Source organism: Bizionia gelidisalsuginis (assembly GCF_008086185.1).
GTDB lineage: Bacteria > Bacteroidota > Bacteroidia > Flavobacteriales > Flavobacteriaceae > Bizionia > Bizionia saleffrena.
Genome location: NZ_VSKN01000018.1, coordinates 44,361 through 63,729 on the forward strand (window position 1 = coordinate 44,361; position 19,369 = coordinate 63,729).

Consider the following 19,369-nt stretch of genomic DNA (forward strand, 5'->3'; position numbering starts at 1 on the left):
ATTTATAGGGTAATCGCTAATATTAATAAATATTTAAAAATAAATAAATTTCAAAATACTACATTTGCCAAAACGAAGACTATTAATGAAAGATGCTATTGTCATTATTCCCACTTATAATGAGATTGAAAATATTGAAGCCATAATAACGGCAATATTTTCAGAAGATAAGGCATTCGACATTTTAATAGTAGACGATAATTCTCCAGATTTAACAGGTCTTAAGGTTCAAGAGCTTCAAAAAAAGTACGGCGATCGGTTATTCTTAGAAACCCGAAAAGAAAAATCTGGTTTAGGCACGGCTTACATTCACGGCTTTAAGTGGTGTTTAGAGCGAGAATATGCCTATGTTTTTGAAATGGATGCCGATTTTTCTCACGATCCTAAAGATCTAATCAAATTGTATACCGCTTGCCACCGCGGTCAAGCAGATTTAAGTATTGGTTCGCGTTACGTTAAAGGCGTAAATGTTGTAAATTGGCCTCTAGGTCGTATCTTGATGTCGTACGGTGCTTCGGTGTACGTGCGGTTAATTACCGGAATGACTATTAAAGATACTACAGCAGGGTTTATATGTTATAAACGCGCTGTTTTGGAAACATTAGATCTAAACGATATCAAATTTGTAGGCTATGCTTTTCAGATTGAAATGAAGTTTAAGGCCTATTTAAAAGGTTTTAATATCGTGGAAGTGCCGGTTATTTTTACAGATCGTGCTAGAGGAGAGTCTAAATTGAGTACTAATATTATTTCTGAAGCTATCTTTGGAGTTTTGACAATGAAATTGAAAAGTTTTTTTAAAAAATAAAAAAAATGAACGAAAGAGTTACACTTATTAAAAATGCAAAAGTTGTAAATGAAGGCACAATCGAGACGAGAGATATCTTAATTGAAGGTGAGTTTATTACAAAAATAGCGGAATCTATAAGTCCCAAAAATGGTGATGTTCTTATTTTTGATGCCGAAGGGCGACACGTTTTGCCAGGAATGATAGACGACCAAGTTCATTTTAGAGAGCCTGGGTTAACGCACAAAGGAAATATAGAAACTGAATCTCGAGCAGCTATTGCTGGTGGAATTACTTCTTTTATCGAGATGCCAAATACCGTACCGCAAACAACAACTATCGACAAGTTAAACGATAAATTTGCAATTGCAAAAAAAACATCGTCGGCAAACTATTCTTTTATGTTTGGAGGCACCAACGACAATCTTGAAGAAATTAAAAAGGTAGACCCGAAGCAGGTAGCGGGTTTGAAATTATTTTTAGGGTCGTCTACAGGCAATATGTTGGTCGATAATCCTGAGGTTTTAGAGGCTATTTTTTCAAGTACCGATTTATTAATTTCTGTACACTGCGAAGATGAAGCCACGATTAAAAAGAATCTAGAAGTTTATACAGAGCGATACGGTGATGATATCCCGATGCATTTTCACCCTATTATTAGAAGTGAAGAAGCGTGTTATATTTCGTCATCTAAAGCTATCGAGTTAGCTAAAAAAACAGGTGCCCGTTTACACGTTTTTCACGTGTCTACAGGAAAAGAGACCAAGTTGTTTTCTAACAAATTACCATTAAAAGACAAGAAAATCACTGCCGAAGTGTGCATTCATCACTTATGGTTTAGCGATAAAGATTACGATAATAAGGGGTCCTTTATAAAATGGAACCCTGCGGTGAAATCTGAAAAAGATAGAGATCAATTGCTAAAAGCATTACTAGACGATAGAATCGATATTATTGCAACCGATCACGCGCCACACACTTTAGAAGAAAAACAAAACGTGTATACTAAAGCGCCTTCTGGCGGTCCATTAGTGCAGCACGCTATGCCTGCATTGTTGGAGTTATACCACCGAGATAAAATTTCAATCGAAAAAATAGTTGAAAAAACGAGTCATAATCCTGCGATTTTATTCCAAGTTGAAAAACGCGGATATATTAAAGAGGGGTATTATGCCGACTTAGTAATTGTAGATTTAAACAGTCCGTGGACCGTTAAAAAAGACAATATCCTTTACAAGTGTGGCTGGTCTCCTTTTGAGGGTACGACTTTTAAATCTAGAATAACACATACGTTCGTAAATGGCGGATTAGCTTATAAAAACTTTAAATTTTACGATACTAAATTTGCTAAACAACTCACTTTTAACAGATAGAAAAGCAGCAAAACTTATGAAAACTCATTTTTTTTTATGTGTACTCGCGCTCTTTGTCTTAAGTGGCTGCTATGATGTAGAGCGTCCTGAAAAGCCAACTAATTTGTTGTCTGAAGATCAAATGGTAGCAGTTATTTCTGATATGGCTATTTTGTCGTCTGCAAAAGGAGTGAACAAAAAAAGAATTGAAGAGAATGGCATCGTTCCAGACCAATACATTTATAAAAGAAACAATATCGACAGTTTAAGTTTTGCCGCAAGTAATGTGTATTACGCGTTCGATATTGAGACTTATAATCGTATTTACACACGTGTAAAAGATACTTTAAACAAAAAAAAGGAGTTTTTTCAAGCCATACAAGAACGCGAAAAAGAAGAGAAGAGCAACTTAGATTCTCTAAAACGGAGTAAACTTAAAAAAGACCGTTCACCTGTTAAGGATTCGCTGGCTGTTACCAAAGGTTTTATTTCCCCGAATTAATTATTTAGTTACGTGTTGTCTTTTATATACTGAGAACAAGTGGTTTCTAATTGGGTTTGTAGGGAAGTAAACGTAATAGATAGAGTCTCTTTTATTTTGGTGTTGTCGTAAAGTGATTGCGATTGTAACGAGGCTACTAAGTGGCCAGTTAATTTTCTGCGCTTTCCGGTAAGAGCATGCCGCAACCAATCCAGTCGCCATCCTAATTGTAAAAGCCAAGGTTTAGCTTCTTTATTTGGGGGCTTAACCCCTAATAATAGCGCTGTTGTAGTTAAGAATTTTTTATAGCTCCAGCTTTCTGCTACACAAATAAAACGCGCGTTGATAATAGTGCTTTCCATTGCCGTAATCATACTTGTAACCACATCGTTTATGCCAACATATCCCATACTTCCTGACGTATAATAAGGGAGGCCTTTAGCGACTGTTTTTATAATCGAACCGCTACCGTAGTGCCAAATACCTGGGCCAATAATCACTCCGGGGTTTATAATAACCGCGTCTAAGCCTTCTTGTGTACCGCGCCAAACTTCTAGTTCGGCGCCATATTTGGTAAGCGCGTAAACGCTATTGTCACTTTCGGGGTTCCATTCGGTTTTTTCGGTAGCTGGTTGTCCTTTTTTAGGTTCGCCAATCGTAGCCACTGAGCTAACATAACACAGTTTTTTAATACCATTAGAAATACAAAAATTGACAATATTTGCCGTGCCTTCAATATTCGTTTTCTGCAAGAGGTCGAACTTATCAGGCTCGAACGATACCAAAGCGGCACAATGGTAAACGTGTGTAATACCGTCGAACGCATGAGTTAAACTTGGGATGTCATTCAAATCGGCTTCAACCCATTCAATTCTATTAAAAAAGTCTTCTGGTGTAGCGGTGTAGTAAGAGAAAATCCGCTTTACGTGGTCAAACTTTTTTTCATTTCTATAAATAGCACGTACTTTTTTTTTGCTATTCACCAATGTAAAAAGTAAATGTGCACCAACTAAACCTGTTCCTCCAGTAACTAAAATCATAGGACTAATGTAAAGAATTATTCAATATTGCTACCTATTTATACATTGATTTTTATCTTTGCTTCACTTAATACTAAAGTTTAAAAAAATGGCTAATACATTTGTAGAAGAATTACGATGGCGAGGAATGGTACACGATATCATGCCGGGAACCGAAGAGCAACTGGATAAAGAGATGACGTCGGCCTATATTGGCTTCGATCCTACTTCTGATTCTTTACATATTGGTAGTTTAGTGCCTATTGTTTTATTGGTGCATTTAGAAAAAGCGGGGCATAAACCTGTCGCTTTAATCGGTGGTGCTACAGGAATGATTGGCGATCCGTCGGGAAAAAGTGACGAGCGGAATTTGCTAGACGAAGATACGCTAGCACATAACGTAGCAGGAATTAAAAGTGTGCTATCTCGTTTTTTAGATTTTAATTCTACCGAAAAAAATGCTCCACTTCTGGTTAATAATTACGACTGGATGAAAGACTTTTCTTTTATAGATTTTGCTAGAGATGTCGGGAAACGTATTACTGTTAATTATATGATGTCTAAAGATTCTGTAAAAAAGCGGTTAACAGGAGAAGAAGGTAGCATCGGAATGTCGTTTACAGAATTTACCTACCAATTAATTCAAGGGTACGATTTTTACCATTTACACAAAGCGCTTAATTGTAAATTGCAAATGGGAGGAAGTGACCAATGGGGAAATATCACCACAGGTACCGAATTGGTAAGACGTATGAATGTCGGCCAAGAGGACGCTAAAGCCTACGCGATGACGTGCCCGTTAATTACGAAGGCCGATGGGTCTAAATTTGGTAAAAGTGAAGGCGGTAACGTTTGGTTAGATACCGATAAAACGTCGGTTTATAAGTTTTACCAGTTCTGGTTAAATACCACCGATGAAGATGCCGAGAAATACATTAAAATATTTACGTTTTTAAGCAAAGAAACAATTGAAGCTTTAATTTTAGAGCATAAAGAAGCGCCGCATTTACGATTGCTACAAAAGCGTCTAGCTGAAGAGGTAACCACTTTTGTGCATTCTAAAGACGACTTTGAAAATGCTGTAAAAGCATCGGGTATTTTATTTAGTAAAACTTTTAACGCCGATATTAGAACGTTAAATGAAAGTTTGTTTTTGGATGTTTTTGAAGGCGTACCTCAAGCAGAAATTAGCACGTCAGTATTAAAAGAAGGCCTCGATATGATAGCAGCACTTGCCGATAAAACTAATTTTCTAGCGAGTAATAGTGAAGCCCGTCGTGCGTTAAAAGAAAATGCCGTGGCCGTGAATAAAAATAAGGTGACGGCAGATTATAAAATTACGACTGAAGATTTAATTAATGATAAATATGTGGTCTTAAACAAAGGAAAAAAGAACACCTACATTATAAAGTTTGTTTAAGTTTTAACAGCCATTTTATAGCTTACCCATAAAGAAGCCTGATTGTAACTAAACAATCAGGCTTCTTAAATTAGTTAACCAACTAAAAACTAATTTGTGTTCAAGTAATTAATCTTATCCTACTTATACAGTGGTCGTAGAATACTTTTAAACCTTACAAATCATCTGTTTAGGTTTGAACTATTTTATACTAGACTCTTCTGTAAATCTGCTTTACAACACCATTAAATTACAGCCCCTAATATCGCTACTATCAAAACGACCAATAATTTCGAAGGTATTATCGGGGTATGTTCTACCTAAATCTTGAGTCGCAATAAAGGCGCACGAATTAATATTCGCTAAATCAATAACGTTAATCCCTCCCGTTTTTCCTTGATGCTGAATATGTAGCGCGTCTTCTGGTTCTCGGGTATAAATACGCATCCATGGCGGACAACCAAAAACACCGTGTCCTTTAGAATAGGCCTGACTTAAAAGTTCGGTCATACCGTATTCACTATGTATTTCATTAACTCCAAAACCCGTTTTTAAGATAGAATGAAGCTCCTCACGGATTAATTCCTTTCTGCGACCCTTCATTCCACCAGTTTCCATAATAATCGTGTTTTTTAAGTGAAACTGATGCATTTCAATTAAATCTAATAAAGCGAAAGAGACACCGAGTAAAATAATGGGCTTGCCTTGTTGCTCTAAATCAATAAGGGTGTTTTTTAATTCCGATAAATTATGTAGATAAAACCCGCTTTCCTTATGCTTCGATGTTTTAATCATCGCATCGGCCATATAAATTAAAGACGAGCCATCGCGCTCCAAATAACTGGGCAGCAAGGCAAGGACGACATAATCTTCGATAGGCCCGTAAAAGACCTCAAATCCTTTATTGAAGCTTTCTTCGTAGATCGATAAATCACTAACATAATGTTTGCTCGTTACTGCGCCTGTGGTGCCGCTACTGGTAAAAATCTTTTCTGTTGCATTAGTGGTGCTAACCACTGTATGAGATTTAAAAAACTGTATAGGTAAAAAAGGGATTTCGGTACTGTGCTTTACATCGCTGGGATGCGTGTTTATTAAGTCGCAAAAAGAGCGGTACACGGTATTGTTCTTAAATTGAAAATTAAAAACCTGAAGTGCTAGAGCTTCAAATTCTTCGGAAGATTTGATGTTAAAAATAGAATGAGGTGTACGCATTTTACAGAATATATAAACTTTTAAACGACATGTTTTTCAGTAAACAAAAGTATATAAAATATAAAAGAGCGCTACCATAAGATAACGCTCTTTTAAGAACTGTACTTTTAAAAGTGCTTATTTAATCACCAACTTTTTGGTAGTAAGGACGCCACTTTGGTTTAATTGCATAACGTATACGCCAGCATTTAAGCTCGCGATATTTAATCGCTTGTTATTTACTGTGGTAGAAATAACCTGTTTTCCTAAAACGTCGAATACCGAAACAATTACCGGGCTATTATTTTTATTTGTAATAGTTACAAACCCTGTATTGGTTGGGTTTGGATAGATAGAAAACGCATCTGCTTTCTTAAAACGCTCTTTAGACAGTGTTACTCCTGTAGCAGTCCAAACAAAATCATCGACAATTATTTGTTTACCAGTAGCGTTTTTAAGCGCAATTAATACCTCTCCAGGTTCATTAATAGCGGTTACTGTAAAAATGTGTTCGCTAGTGTCGTCAAAACCTGTAGAGGTTCCTCTAGAAACACCATTCACAAACAATTCTACGCTTCTCGGTCCATCTCCGGTAAACCCTTTGTAGAGTTTCATAGAAATTTCCCCAACACCGTTTGCTCCAGATTGTGCAGATATAGCGCTGTTATCAGAGCTTCTACGCAGCATTATAGCGCTTCCATCAATTCCAGCTCCATTCGCGTCACCGTTTTCATCGCGGCATTCAATATAATTCCATGTAACACCATTGTCTCCGGTGTATGATCCTGTAGCGTAATTTGACCCCGATAATCCGAGGTTAGAAAATGTTTCTGTACCCTGTGCCAGCAGGCTACTAGCAAACAAAGAGAAGAAATAAAGTAAAGCGTAGATTTTTTTCATAATGTAATGGTTTAATTAATTTGGAAATTTATAAATAAATTAAATAGCGTATTTATTTTAATGATATTTTTAATAATTAGTTTGAAATACTGTGAATTACTAGCTAATCTCATAGCGTTTTTGTCTCCGATACGACTTCAAGAACTAGTAAAATCTACAGCGTCACGCCTAACGCAATACCTTGTGCGTAAAGCGTAGATCCTTGCTCTCTCGTGGTTGTTTCTTAATTATCAAAGCGACTAACTTCCGCCAAACTTTGGCCCAAATGCTCTAAGGGGATTAAGAGTATTAAAACAAAAACCGACATTTTTTCATCTTACTAATATTATTTATATATCAAATATAGCAATAATTTTATAGTATAAAAGTCTGTCACTGAAATAATAAGGGGTTTTTAACCTTAAGTTAATATCAGGCTTTAAAAAATGGAGCGTTTTGAAGGTTTTAGATGCAATATATTCGTTATCAATGAGTAACGTGTTGACTTAGTGTTATGTTAAGGTTAATAATTTTTATATAAATGGTGCGTGCCGTATTAATTTTATCTTTACGTTAAATTAAATAGAAAATCATTATTCATAATGAATAAAAAAGACATTAAAATTCTACTTGTAGACGACGAGCCTGATATATTAGAAATTATCAGTTATAATTTAAGTAGCGAAGGGTATCAAGTGTTTACCGCTAAAAACGGAGTAGAGGGCATTAAAAAAGCGAAGAAGGAAAAGCCGCATCTTATAGTTTTGGATGTGATGATGCCAGAAATGGATGGTATTGAAGCGTGCGAGGCAATCCGAAAAGTGCCAGAGTTAAAACAGACAATCATAACCTTTTTAACGGCTCGTGGTGAAGATTATTCTCAAGTCGCCGGGTTCGATGCGGGTGCAGACGATTACATTACAAAGCCTATAAAACCAAAACTTTTGGTTAGTAAAGTCAAGGCGCTATTAAGACGCCTTAAAACGGAAGAAGCCATTGGAAATGTTACCGTTGGCGATTTAGTTATAAATAGAGAGGAGTATAAAGTGGTTAAAGATGGAGAAGAACTCATTTTACCACGAAAAGAATTCGAATTATTGTCGCTATTGGCTTCAAAACCTGGAAAAGTCTTTAAACGTGAAGATATATTAGATAGTGTTTGGGGTAACGAGGTGGTGGTTGGCGGTAGAACTATCGATGTTCATATTCGTAAACTGCGAGAGAAAATAGGTGACGATTGCTTTAAGACCGTTAAAGGTGTTGGTTACAAGTTTGTAGATTAAAAAGTATGTCGGCACAACTTAAAAAAACATACAGGTTCGCTTTTAAAACAGCTCTATTTATTACGGGTGTTTTAACGGGTGTTTTAGCGATTTTGTTAGGTATTTTTTACACCTTAAAAATTCTTCCATTATTGGTGTTTTCTGTGTTTACGTATAGCGTCTCTTTCTCTATTATACAATACCGAGTGCAAAAGTTTATTTACCGTCGGGTAAAAAAAATCTATGACGATTTAACGCTTTTAGAGTCTGCCACATTTCGGCGAAAGCTGGTCACCACAGATATGGCCACCTTAACGGAGGGCATTGATAAGTATGCGCGCGATAAAAAAATAGAAATTGAAACTTTAAAAGTAAGAGAAGAATACCGAAAAGAGTTTCTAGGCAACGTCTCTCATGAATTAAAAACACCATTATTTACGGTGCAAAGCTATCTTCTAACACTTCTAGACGGCGCTGTAAATGACAAAAAAATAAGAGATAAATATTTAGATCGTGCCAATAAAGGCGTTGAGCGTCTTATTTACATCGTTAAAGATTTAGATATGATTACCAAACTCGAAGTTGGCGATTTACGCTTAGATATTGAAGAGTTTGATATTGTGGCATTATTAGCAGACGTTTTTGAAATGTTCGAAATGAAATGTGCTAAAAAGAAAATTACAATAACCTTCGACCGAGAGTACAAAGAACCCATTCTGGTAATAGCCGATAAAGAGCGGGTACAACAAGTCGTCTCCAATTTAATTGTAAATTCTATTAAGTACGGACGCGAAAAAGGAACCACCGAAGTCAGTATCGAAAACCTGATTAAAAACAAGGTAATCATTCGCGTAACCGATAATGGTGAAGGCATAATAAAAGCTAATATCCCACGATTATTCGAGCGTTTTTATCGTGTCGATAAAAGTGGTTCACGAAAAGAAGGCGGTTCTGGTTTAGGTTTGGCTATTGTAAAACATATTATCGAAGCGCACGACGAGAAAATCTTTATCGACAGTGAGTTTGGTGTCGGGAGTGAGTTCTCCTTTACGTTAGAAAAGTCGAAATAGGGACTCGAAATCGGTAGGAGGTATTTCATTTTGGAAGCCACTGTAGTTCTTTAAGGTGTCTAATAATGCGGCTTTAAACGCTCCTTGTTTACAAAAAGGCGCGATTTTTAAGGCCTCCAATCTCTCGGCAAGATATTCCTGTTCGAACTGTCCGGGAGTGGGTATAAAAAAGGCCTTTTTATTTAGTTTAGCGAGATCCATTATGGTGGTGTATCCTGAGCGCGAGACTATTATGTCACTACTATTTATGGCGTTTTCTAACGCGTCAGTTTGCATAAAATTATAACTCGTAAACAAACCCTTTTGCGTTACGGTTTGTTGTGGTGCGATAACACCCTTTACTATTAAAATGGGTTTTTCACACGTTTTAAATGCCGCAACCAACTCCGACTCCAAATACTGACGTTGGGGCTCTGGGCCCGATAACACTATCATAACAGCATAGCGTTTGGGGAGCGCTTGTTTTTGTAATCGACTTAAGGGGCCAATGTATTTTAAGGGTAAGTCTATAGCACTAGGATGCCCCATAGCGCCACTTAAATGGGGTTCGGTTTCAAAATCAGGTATCCAACATTCGGCAAAACGGTTTATAAAATGCTGATGAATTTTAGAACTAAAAAACGTGGTGTTTCCGCTTAAAACCTCCAATTGATGCGTAATATATACCGAGGGTACGCTAGAAGAATAGACCCCCAATCGGTTGTCTGAAATAATACCGCTAAGCCCGTATTTTAAAACTAAAGCTTCAGTCGTGCGTTGCTCCTTTTTAATAGATTTCAGAATAAAAGGCGCATCACAAAGGAGTTTCCATTTAAAAAAAGCACTGTTTTTGGGGTAGGTAATAGCGTATTCTGGTAAGGTTTCAAAGGGTAATTCTGGGAATTCTTTTTTCAGTAACGCTAACGCGCTACCATCGCTGGCAATTATAGGTGCAAAGCCCAAGTGCAGTAAGGCGTTAATTATAGGTATGCATCGTGTGGCGTGACCTAAGCCCCAGTTTAATGGCGCAACAAGAATTCTTTTTTTCATATTTCTTTTGGGCATCACCTTTAATTGCAACGTATTGCGCTTAAAAAGGGGTGTTACTAAAATTCTTTTTTGAGACCATTAAAAAAGGATAGCGTGGCACTGCTTTGTGCTAATTTGCTAATATCGAGACTAAACATAGTAAAGGTCGCAGATATTTCCTTAATTTTACCAAATTAATTTTAAGAATACTAGAAATCGTCAATTGTGGGAAGTAAAAATAAACTAAAGCGCTTTAATGAAAATGAAACTTTTAATAATGTTTTTCAGCCCTCGCGTGAAGAGTTAGTTACCGCAGAGTTTGCTTTAAAGGGGAAATGGCGTGATACTTTCTTTAAAAACGAAAATCCATTAGTTTTAGAATTGGGCTGCGGTAAAGGAGAGTACTCAGTAGCATTGGCCAAACAATATCCAAATAAAAACTTTGTTGGGGTCGATATTAAAGGGGCGCGCTTTTGGAGGGGCGCAAAAACAGGTATTGAAGAAAATATTCCTAATGTCGCTTTTTTACGGACTCAAATTGAATTAATCGATCATGCGTTTGCAGAGAACGAAGTCGACGAAATTTGGATTACTTTTCCCGATCCTCAAATAAAATACAAGCGTACCAAACACAGAATGACTAACGCCGAATTCTTAGAGCGTTACAAAAAAATATTAAAATTAGAAGGTTTGGTAAACCTAAAAACCGATAGCGAATTTATGCACGGCTATACGTTAGGGTTGTTACACGGTGCAGGTCACGAGGTGTTGTATGCCAATCATGACGTGTACAAGCAAGAAGGAAGCCCGGAGGAAGTAACCAGTATTCAAACCTATTACGAGGGTCAGTATTTAGCCCAAAACAAACCAATTACGTATATTAGATTTAAAATCAAGTAATTTTGGAGATTACAATTACGTTTTGCTTAGGTTTAATATTTGCTTTAATTGGCGTTATTCCGCCCGGATTGCTAAATATGACGGCAGCAAAAATCAGCATAAAAGAGGGGCATACCCGGGGACTTGTTTTTTCTAGTGGTGTTTGTGTGGTCGTTGTTTTCCAAACCTTTGTAGCCTTAACCTTTGCCAAGTATTTAAGTAAGCACCCCGATGTCGTTAATATTCTTCAGCGTGTGGCCTTTGTTATATTTGTACTCATTACAATTTACTTTCTGTTGTTAGCAAAAAAGGAAGCGAAACCCCATAAAGAACGCGTTGTAAAAAGTAAAAAGAGTCGCTTTTTTCAAGGCATACTATTATCAGGTTTAAATTTATTTCCAATTCCTTATCAAGCGTATATGGGGACCACCTTAGCAGCAGCAGCTTTAATACAGCTAGATACCATTAATATCTGGTCGTATGTTGCAGGAGCTACAATGGGAACCTTTATTATGTTATACGTCTACGTCTTTTTCTTCACAAAAATTAATAGCCATAAAATTAAATCTCAAAAAAATATTAATCTCATTATCGGTGCGATTACGGGTATTATTTCTATCGTAACGCTAATCAATATTATAAAAGATTTTTAATGGCAAAAAGAACGCAACATTTTTACGACGATGTGTACGCTGTTGCTCAGCAAATACCCTATGGTAGAGTTACTAGTTATGGTGCTATTGCCAGATATTTGGGGCTCGCTAGAAGCGCGCGAATGGTTGGTTATGCTATGACAAATTCCCATAGTAAAGAGGTTCCAGCGCATCGCGTGGTGAATAGAAAGGGGTTGCTTACGGGCAAGCATCATTTTGAAGGCACAAACCTAATGCAGCAGTTGTTAGAAAATGAAGGTATTACGGTTATTGCTAATCAAATTCAGGATTTTGGTACGGTGTTTTGGGATCCTTCAGAAGCCTTGGGAGTTAGAGATTAGGAGTAACAATTGGGATGAGGTCTTAAATAAATGGTTCTTCGTTCGCGGGGTGGCACCGTTTTAATTCTTAAATTTATTTTTAGTATTCAATGCGTTGTTGTTTATGCGCTCAACATTTTCATTTAAATTGAGTCAAGTATAGTGGTTATAAGACACAACAATACCTCTCGTTTGCCATAATTACACCCATTCCCTATTTACCATTCACTACTAAAAAACCATTTGCTAGTCACCAAAAAACAAGCCACAGAGTAAGTCGCGTGTTCATCTGTTATATATAGGCTATTACTGCGTTTATTTCAGTAATAGTTTCTGCTTATAAGGCCATAAAAAATTGTGGCGCTTAGGGCTTCCTACTTCGGTCTTTATTAATTATATTTGCACTTTAGAACAAATCTAAATTGCACTATGAATCTAAAGAAACAAGACATACTAAAAGCACTAGAAACCATAACTGTACCTGGCGAAGGCCAAAATATGGTGGAGAGCGGTGCAATAACAAACGTGGTTACTTTTGCCGATGAGGTTGTGGTAGATATTACAATCACTAACCCTGCATTACAAGCACGTAAAAAGACAGAAGTAGAAATTCTTAAAACCATTCACGACTTAGTTTACGCCAAAGCGAAAATTAAAGTGAATATCACTGTCAATGCTCCTGCAAAAGCAACCAACGAAATAAAAGGAAAATCGATTCCTGGCATCAAAAATATTGTAGCCATCGCCTCAGGAAAAGGAGGCGTAGGGAAATCTACCGTAACGGCAAATATAGCAGTAACCTTATCTAAAATGGGCTTTAATGTCGGTATTTTAGACGCCGATATTTATGGGCCTTCAATGCCAATAATGTTCGATGTAGAAACTAAGCGACCGCTATCGGTAACCGTAGATGGGAAATCTAAAATGCAACCCGTAGAAAATCACGGTGTAAAAATACTCTCTATTGGCTTTTTTACAAAACCAGATCAAGCAGTGGTTTGGCGTGGGCCAATGGCTTCAAAAGCAATAAACCAAATGATTTTTGATGCCGCTTGGGGAGAACTCGATTTTTTATTAATCGATTTACCACCAGGTACAGGAGACATTCACTTAAGTATAATGCAATCGTTGCCAATAACAGGAGCCGTTATCGTAAGTACCCCTCAAAATGTAGCTTTAGCCGATGCTAAAAAAGGAGTGGCTATGTTCCAACAAGAGAGTATTAACGTACCTGTTTTAGGGATTATAGAAAATATGGCTTACTTTACCCCTGCAGAGTTACCAGACAATAAATACTATATTTTTGGTAAAGAAGGTGCCAAGCACCTCGCCGAAGATCTAGACGTTCCGCTTTTAGGCGAGTTGCCTTTAGTACAAAGCATTCGCGAAGCAGGAGACGTGGGTAGACCAGCAGCAATGCAAACGGGGACACCGCTAGAAGCCGCTTTCCAAAGCATTACCAAGAATGTGGTGCAGGAAGTTGTAGACCGAAACACAGAGTTGCCACCTACCGAAGCAATTAAAATAACAACAATGGCTGGTTGTTCAGCAGTTAAAAAATAAACGATGACCACAGAAGAAATCCGACTTAATGTAGAAAAAGCACTCGAAGAAATCCGTCCGTTCTTACAAAGCGATGGTGGCGATATTTCGTTACTCTCTATCGAGGATGACAAGATCGTAAAAGTGCAGCTACAAGGCGCTTGCGTAGGGTGCACTGTGAACCAAATGACTTTAAAATCTGGTGTAGAAATAACGATTAAAAAATACGTGCCACAAATCGAGCAGGTAATAAATATAGATAAGTAGGGCGTGACCGCAAGGGTCAGGCTTTACACTATATCTTTTTTACAAAACCGTAAAAAAGGATGCCGTTTCAATCCTTCACGCAACTGACAAATGTCATCAAATAGCACAAGATAAATTAAGAACTTTGCGCTTACAAAGCAGAGATTAAAAATAGACAGTCTCTATTTATAGATACCACATATGATAAAAACAGACATACTAATAATTGGTGCAGGACCAACAGGATTGTTTGCCGTTTTCGAAGCGGGATTATTAAAGTTAAAGTGCCATTTAATAGATGCCTTGCCGCAACCTGGCGGACAATGCTCTGAGATATATCCTAAAAAACCCATTTACGATATTCCGGGCTTCCCAGAGATTTTAGCCGATGATCTGACTAAAAATCTTATGGAGCAGTGCAAGCAGTTCGAACCTGGTTTTACTTTAGGAGAACGCGCCGACACGCTCGAAAAACAAGAGGACGGCACTTTTATTGTTACTACAAATAAAGGTACAAAACACCACGCTCCAATTGTAGCTATTGCTGGAGGGCTGGGGAGTTTCGAGCCTAGAAAGCCCCTTATCCATAACCTCGAAAGCTTCGAAGATAATGGTGTGGAGTATATCATTAAAGAGCCAGAATTCTACCGCGGTAAAAAAGTGGTGATTGCTGGAGGTGGAGATTCTGCTTTAGATTGGAGTATCTATTTAAGTGATATCGCTTCAGAAGTGACTTTAATTCACCGAAGAAATGAATTTCGTGGTGCTTTAGATTCTGTAGATAAAGTACAAGAATTAAAAGATACCGGTAAAATCAACTTAATAACACCTGCCGAAGTCGTTGGGCTTGTCGGTCATCACGAATTAAAAGCAGTAGTAGTCTCGCAAGCAGAACATATCGATAAAGAATACGAAGTAGAATGCGATCACTTTATTCCTTTGTTTGGTCTGTCTCCTAAATTAGGACCACTAGGAAACTGGGGATTAGAGATCGAGAAAAATGCTATTAAAGTAAATAACGCGTTAGACTACCAAACTAATATTCCGGGAGTCTTTGCCATAGGAGACGTAAACACCTATCCTGGAAAATTGAAATTAATTTTGTGTGGTTTCCACGAAGCGACGTTAATGTGCCAAGCCGCTTACCAAATTATCAATCCAGGGAAACGGTATGTGTTAAAATACACCACGGTGAGTGGTGTCGATGGTTTTGATGGTACGCGTAAAGAAGCGCCGAAAGCCGTTATTAAAAAAATAGAGTAAAGTGTGTAATCGTCCGTTGTTGTCTGCTATTAAGGGCAAACACTGGCGTAACCATAGAGGGCCTTAAAACACAACTACTTTTAAGCCTTAAAATTTGAAGGTATTATTTATTAAATTTAATAAGATTTGCACTGTCGTAGACACTAAAGATGGAACAAGACATAAATATTACAATTATAGATAGAGAAGGGGTTTCGCATACTATTGAAGCGCCTACAGATATGGCGATGAATTTAATGGAAGTGGTTCGTTCTTACGAACTCGCTCCAGAAGGTACGATTGGTATTTGCGGCGGTATGGCAATGTGTGCCTCGTGCCAATGTTATGTACTAAGTGATACGGAGCTTCCAGAAATGCAAGCCGATGAAGATGCTATGTTAGCGGAAGCTTTTTACGTTAAAGAGAATAGTCGTCTAGGCTGTCAGATTCAAATGACACCAGCAATGGAAGGTTTAAAGGTTGCGCTTGCTCCAGAGAGTTAAAACTGTAATGGGAAAGAGACTGGTTTTTGATTGTGGTTCACTTCGTGATTGTTATTTAGTAGTGCCTATCTCAATGTCTTTACCCCAACCCTAAAGGGAGGAAATTGAATATAATTAGATAATTTTCTTTACTTTTTAGAATTGACGGTTTAGGGTGCTTTTAGATTGATACCGTTTCGATAAAGTGTTTTTATTTATTATTCTTTTTCTTTTTTGCATTGCCCAAAAAAGAAACAAAAAAGTCTAGGCTTACGACCCTCTATCTAAATTTATCATTCTGCCCCTAAATTTTAGGAACTCGCTGGAGTGATCTGTTATCAATTCCTAATTTTTGATAGCTCAAACAGCCTAAAATTTTACGGTGCCTTCATTTCAAATTTTACGATAGATCGGCGATAGGCCGGGGTCAGCATTTGAATATAATTAGATGGTTTTCTTTACTTTTATAATTAGTTTTGATTTTGGTTTAAATAGAACCTATCTCAATTTCTTTACCCCAACCCTAAAGGGAGGGAATTGAATTCAATTAGAACGTTTTACAATCTAATTTGTACCTAAATCTTAATCGGCCTACTTTTCGTAGGCGTAGTAAAACAAGTAAAAGCTGCAGCGGCTGGCAGTGGAGGATGGCCTAGCGGAGCGGTTGCCATCCGCACGATAAGGCTTTTACGCAGTTTTCAAGCGTACTAAAATCAGCCTAGATTTTTTTGGTTCGTTTTTTCATCAATGGAAAAAATGAATATTAGAAAGACTAATAGGTTTATTTGAAATGGAATGTTGTTATAAACTAGGAGTGTGTAGTTTTTTGATTGTGTTTCAAAGATAAATTATGATCTAGTAGTGCTTATCTCAATTTCTTTACCCCAACCCTAAAGGGCGGAAATTGATTTACCTCAAGAAAATAAAAAGTATTGAATACCTAAATCTAAATAGTATCCATAGCTTAAACCCTTCGTCTGTGTTCAATATAAATTAAAGTTGAGCTAAATAAGTATCACGTTAATTTTTCTATCCGTCATTTCGAGTGGTTTGTGGGGCACGTTTATATGGTATCGAGAAACATATCTAATTGCGGTATTCCGGGTTTATCGTACTTCTTCATAAATTTTAGAGTGGCGTGTTATTTGGAACGACGTGATGGTGATACAGCGTATTCATTGTTTAACTCTTTTTTATAATTTACGACACAAAAAAGAGAAGACATAATGTCTTCTCTTTACTGGATTCCTTAAAGTAATATTCTATTCGATAGCAATGATTTTAAGAACATTATAAGCACCATTATTCAAGGGGTACTGAATGTTGTTCACTTCTTGAAAGAAAGAAATTTTTACTAAGAAAAAAACCGCGCCCGCAGCTGTAGGTAGAGCTGTGGGAATGGAGTTTACATTAACAGTAGTCCCGTTTATAGGAACATTCACCGTATTCCCCAAGGCGATCTCTTTAGTGTTTGTCTCAAAGTCTAAATTTAGAACTGCCGATAAAAAACTAAGGTGCGTAGCTCCTCCTGGGCCACTAATGTGCTGATTTGGAATTAAATCAGTAATTGAAAATTCTCCCGTAGTAGTATCAAAATCAAAGTCCGCTAACAGCACAGCATTTAATTGTGCGTTGTTGTTAAAATCGAAAGCTTTTAGAGCTTCTTTGCCTAGGTCGGTAGTTAAACCTACCGTGACGTTCCGATTTCCTCTCGTAGAAATTAAATCTTGATTTTTAACTCTACTCATTGTCTGCGTCAGCCTAGAGGTCATTCTTCCGTCTTTAACATCGACTAATAATCCAGTTAATGCATGCCTGAGTTGTTTTCCGCTAGTGGCACTATGGCCAAACTCTGTCCCGTTTTCCCGTGTTCTAATGAATGCGGGGTCGTTTTGGATTCTAGATTTACTTATGCCGCCTTTTGTGCGTACTAAATATCCATCTTTTCCTTTGTAGAAGGTCATACCATCTAAGGTTCCTTCAATTTTTAAGAGGCTTTTTAATTTTGCCATTCTTGTTTGTGTTGTGAATCTATATCAGACTCGATTAAAAAAAAATAAATTTTGAAAGCTTTACGATTTAAGTTGCGCAGACTTAAAATAATACCCCGGAAGTATTCGCTATCTCTTTCACTTACAAAGTTAATCGAGTGTGATTTAGGTTATTTTACTTTCTGGTGTTACGGTTGTTCTTTATTGTTATAGTTGAAATTTTCGGAAGTTGGTAATATTCGAAGATCATGTGGTATTACGACATTTTAGCTACTGGCTGTTATAATGTTGTTATTTGGTGGTTTCTGCTGTTTTTGTGTTATAGAGTCCTTTTTGCGGTATTAGGGTTTGCATACACTATCCATACACTATCCATAGGGTATCTATGGAGTATCCATAGTGGAGAGTGGTGCGTAGTTTTCGCGGGCTCACTTTTGATGAAGGGGTTCTTGCGGATCTAAGGTTTGTGGGGCGTTTCTGGAAACTCCCTTATATTGGTGGTTTCCGGTTTTTTTAGAGTGTTTCCGGAGGGGCTTTATTTAAATACTCCTATTATTGAGGTGCTAGAGGCGAGAGTAGGGTGGTTTAGAAAATTTGTGCAATGTTTTAGGTTCAAACTTTGTAATTGACGTTTTCAGCAGCTATTCTTAAACTCTCATTTATAAACATTCATTAATTTTTAGTATCATCCAATAATGATACTCATTATTTAGTTATAAATATATGTTGTTTGACTTGTTTATTTGCGTTTAATCGGCTGTAATGCTTTGTTTAGCAAGGTTTAAAGAAGTTTAATATGTTTATAAGTTTGTTTTGTAATAGCGTTTATTTTTTCTAATTTTATATAAACGAAATACATACAAATTACTTAGAAAAATAAAATAGTGGAGAAAGCCTATACAAAGACGTATAGCACAAAGTATAATAACAGATTATGAAAAAATTGACAATAACACCAGAGGAGATTGCTATTATTACGAATAGAAGTGCGAGCTATGCGCGGACGATTATTCAGAAGATAAAAACACTTTTAAATAAGGAAAAACATCAGCTGGTTACTATAAGAGAATTCGTCGATTATATGGGTTTTGAATTTGATGAGGTGGACGCTATGGTAAATTCAAAAGGATCTACAGGTCTAAAGCGGTATGTTTAACATTTATGGTGATATGCCTTCCGAGGGTCTTGTTCGCATAATTATATAAAACGGTTGTTTGTGGCATCTTTATTGGAGGAATTCTATATCTCGCAAGGTAGAAATAGGCTTTTAAAAGTGACTGATTTTTGATTGTGGTTCACTTCGTGATTTTGGTTTAAATAGAGCCTATCTCAATTTCTTTACCCCAACCCTAAAGGGAGGAAATTGAACGTAATTAGATAATTTTCTTTACTTTTTATAATGGTTTTGATTTTGGTTTAAATAGTGTGTGCTGGGACTTTAAGATTGATCTGGCTTATTATTCTTTTTCTTTTTTGCATTGCCCAAAAAAGAAACAAAAAAGTCTAGGCTTACGACCCTCTATCTAAATTTATCATTCTGCCCCTAAATTTTAGGAACTCGCT

The 19,369-nt window shown here is 37.0% G+C and carries 19 protein-coding genes; 14 read left to right on the forward strand and 5 right to left on the reverse strand.

The annotated features are described in order from the left end of the window. Window positions 1-85 precede the first annotated feature (85 nt). The 3 genes from ES677_RS12000 to ES677_RS12010 are packed head-to-tail and all read left to right on the forward strand — an operon-like array spanning window position 86 to window position 2,641. Complete coding sequence (locus tag ES677_RS12000; protein WP_148370739.1) at window positions 86-808, forward strand: polyprenol monophosphomannose synthase; 723 nt, start codon at window positions 86-88, stop codon at window positions 806-808. 5 nt (window positions 809-813) lie between these two features. Continuing rightward, window positions 814-2,160 carry a dihydroorotase gene (locus ES677_RS12005; RefSeq protein ID WP_148370738.1) on the forward strand — a complete coding sequence of 449 codons (1,347 nt, stop codon included), beginning with the start codon at window positions 814-816 and terminating at the stop codon, window positions 2,158-2,160. A 16-nt stretch (window positions 2,161-2,176) separates the two neighbouring features. Further along, complete coding sequence (locus ES677_RS12010) at window positions 2,177-2,641, forward strand: DUF4296 domain-containing protein (RefSeq protein ID WP_148381380.1); 465 nt, start codon at window positions 2,177-2,179, stop codon at window positions 2,639-2,641. 8 nt (window positions 2,642-2,649) lie between these two features. On the opposite strand, the gene ES677_RS12015 is transcribed toward ES677_RS12010, so the two are convergent. Then, window positions 2,650-3,660 (reverse strand): NAD-dependent epimerase/dehydratase family protein, encoded by a 1,011-nt coding sequence (locus ES677_RS12015; RefSeq protein WP_148381381.1) that lies wholly within the window; start codon window positions 3,658-3,660, stop codon window positions 2,650-2,652. Window positions 3,661-3,748: 88 nt separating this feature from the next. Between ES677_RS12015 and tyrS the strand changes: the two genes are divergently transcribed. Then, complete coding sequence (tyrS, locus tag ES677_RS12020) at window positions 3,749-5,059, forward strand: tyrosine--tRNA ligase (protein ID WP_148370735.1); 1,311 nt, start codon at window positions 3,749-3,751, stop codon at window positions 5,057-5,059. 213 nt (window positions 5,060-5,272) lie between these two features. Here the strand turns inward: tyrS and ES677_RS12025 are convergent, their stop codons facing one another. Together ES677_RS12025 and ES677_RS12030 are read right to left on the reverse strand one after the other, a co-directional pair. Continuing rightward, a complete protein-coding gene (locus ES677_RS12025) occupies window positions 5,273-6,253 on the reverse strand; it encodes a LuxE/PaaK family acyltransferase (RefSeq protein WP_148381382.1) in 981 nt (326 codons plus the stop codon). Between the two features lie 117 nt (window positions 6,254-6,370). Continuing rightward, window positions 6,371-7,132, reverse strand: coding sequence for a T9SS type A sorting domain-containing protein (locus tag ES677_RS12030; RefSeq protein ID WP_148370733.1), 762 nt, complete (start codon window positions 7,130-7,132; stop codon window positions 6,371-6,373). A gap of 581 nt (window positions 7,133-7,713) precedes the next feature. Here ES677_RS12030 and ES677_RS12035 point away from each other — a divergent pair. Continuing rightward, on the forward strand, window positions 7,714-8,394 hold the full coding sequence (locus ES677_RS12035) for a response regulator transcription factor (RefSeq protein WP_148370732.1): 681 nt from the start codon (window positions 7,714-7,716) through the stop codon (window positions 8,392-8,394). 5 nt (window positions 8,395-8,399) lie between these two features. Further along, window positions 8,400-9,443, forward strand: a complete 1,044-nt coding sequence (locus ES677_RS12040; protein ID WP_148370731.1) for a sensor histidine kinase — start codon at window positions 8,400-8,402, stop codon at window positions 9,441-9,443. Here ES677_RS12040 and ES677_RS12045 read toward each other — a convergent pair. Continuing rightward, the gene (locus ES677_RS12045; RefSeq protein WP_148381383.1) at window positions 9,426-10,472 is read right to left on the reverse strand and encodes a glycosyltransferase; all 1,047 of its coding nucleotides are present in this window, start codon (window positions 10,470-10,472) and stop codon (window positions 9,426-9,428) included. The two genes, ES677_RS12040 and ES677_RS12045, sit on opposite strands and share 18 nt — an antisense overlap. 204 nt (window positions 10,473-10,676) lie before the next feature. Here ES677_RS12045 and trmB point away from each other — a divergent pair, with 204 nt between their 5' ends. The 7 genes from trmB to ES677_RS12080 all read left to right on the forward strand — a co-directional run bounded on the left by trmB (window position 10,677) and on the right by ES677_RS12080 (window position 15,836). After that, the gene (gene trmB / locus ES677_RS12050) at window positions 10,677-11,351 is read left to right on the forward strand and encodes a tRNA (guanosine(46)-N7)-methyltransferase TrmB (RefSeq protein WP_148381384.1); all 675 of its coding nucleotides are present in this window, start codon (window positions 10,677-10,679) and stop codon (window positions 11,349-11,351) included. A 2-nt stretch (window positions 11,352-11,353) separates the two neighbouring features. Beyond that, a complete protein-coding gene (locus ES677_RS12055) occupies window positions 11,354-11,983 on the forward strand; it encodes a LysE family transporter (RefSeq protein WP_148370728.1) in 630 nt (209 codons plus the stop codon). Next, a complete protein-coding gene (locus ES677_RS12060; RefSeq protein WP_148370727.1) occupies window positions 11,983-12,324 on the forward strand; it encodes an MGMT family protein in 342 nt (113 codons plus the stop codon). The genes ES677_RS12055 and ES677_RS12060 overlap by 1 nt, the downstream gene beginning before the upstream one ends. 408 nt (window positions 12,325-12,732) lie before the next feature. Then, entirely contained in the window at window positions 12,733-13,866 is a 1,134-nt protein-coding gene (locus ES677_RS12065; protein WP_148370726.1) for an Mrp/NBP35 family ATP-binding protein, read from the forward strand. Between the two features lie 3 nt (window positions 13,867-13,869). Further along, a complete protein-coding gene (locus ES677_RS12070) occupies window positions 13,870-14,112 on the forward strand; it encodes a NifU family protein (RefSeq protein WP_148370725.1) in 243 nt (80 codons plus the stop codon). A gap of 180 nt (window positions 14,113-14,292) precedes the next feature. Then, on the forward strand, window positions 14,293-15,354 hold the full coding sequence (locus tag ES677_RS12075; RefSeq protein WP_148370724.1) for an NAD(P)/FAD-dependent oxidoreductase: 1,062 nt from the start codon (window positions 14,293-14,295) through the stop codon (window positions 15,352-15,354). 149 nt (window positions 15,355-15,503) lie between these two features. Next, window positions 15,504-15,836 carry a 2Fe-2S iron-sulfur cluster-binding protein gene (locus ES677_RS12080; RefSeq protein ID WP_148370723.1) on the forward strand — a complete coding sequence of 111 codons (333 nt, stop codon included), beginning with the start codon at window positions 15,504-15,506 and terminating at the stop codon, window positions 15,834-15,836. 1,241 nt (window positions 15,837-17,077) lie between these two features. Here the strand turns inward: ES677_RS12080 and ES677_RS12085 are convergent. Continuing rightward, the gene (locus tag ES677_RS12085; RefSeq protein ID WP_148370722.1) at window positions 17,078-17,827 is read right to left on the reverse strand and encodes a hypothetical protein; all 750 of its coding nucleotides are present in this window, start codon (window positions 17,825-17,827) and stop codon (window positions 17,078-17,080) included. A 913-nt stretch (window positions 17,828-18,740) separates the two neighbouring features. On the opposite strand from ES677_RS12085, the gene ES677_RS12090 reads away from it, so the two are divergent. Then, window positions 18,741-18,962, forward strand: coding sequence for a hypothetical protein (locus ES677_RS12090; RefSeq protein ID WP_148370721.1), 222 nt, complete (start codon window positions 18,741-18,743; stop codon window positions 18,960-18,962). Window positions 18,963-19,369: the final 407 nt, after the last annotated feature.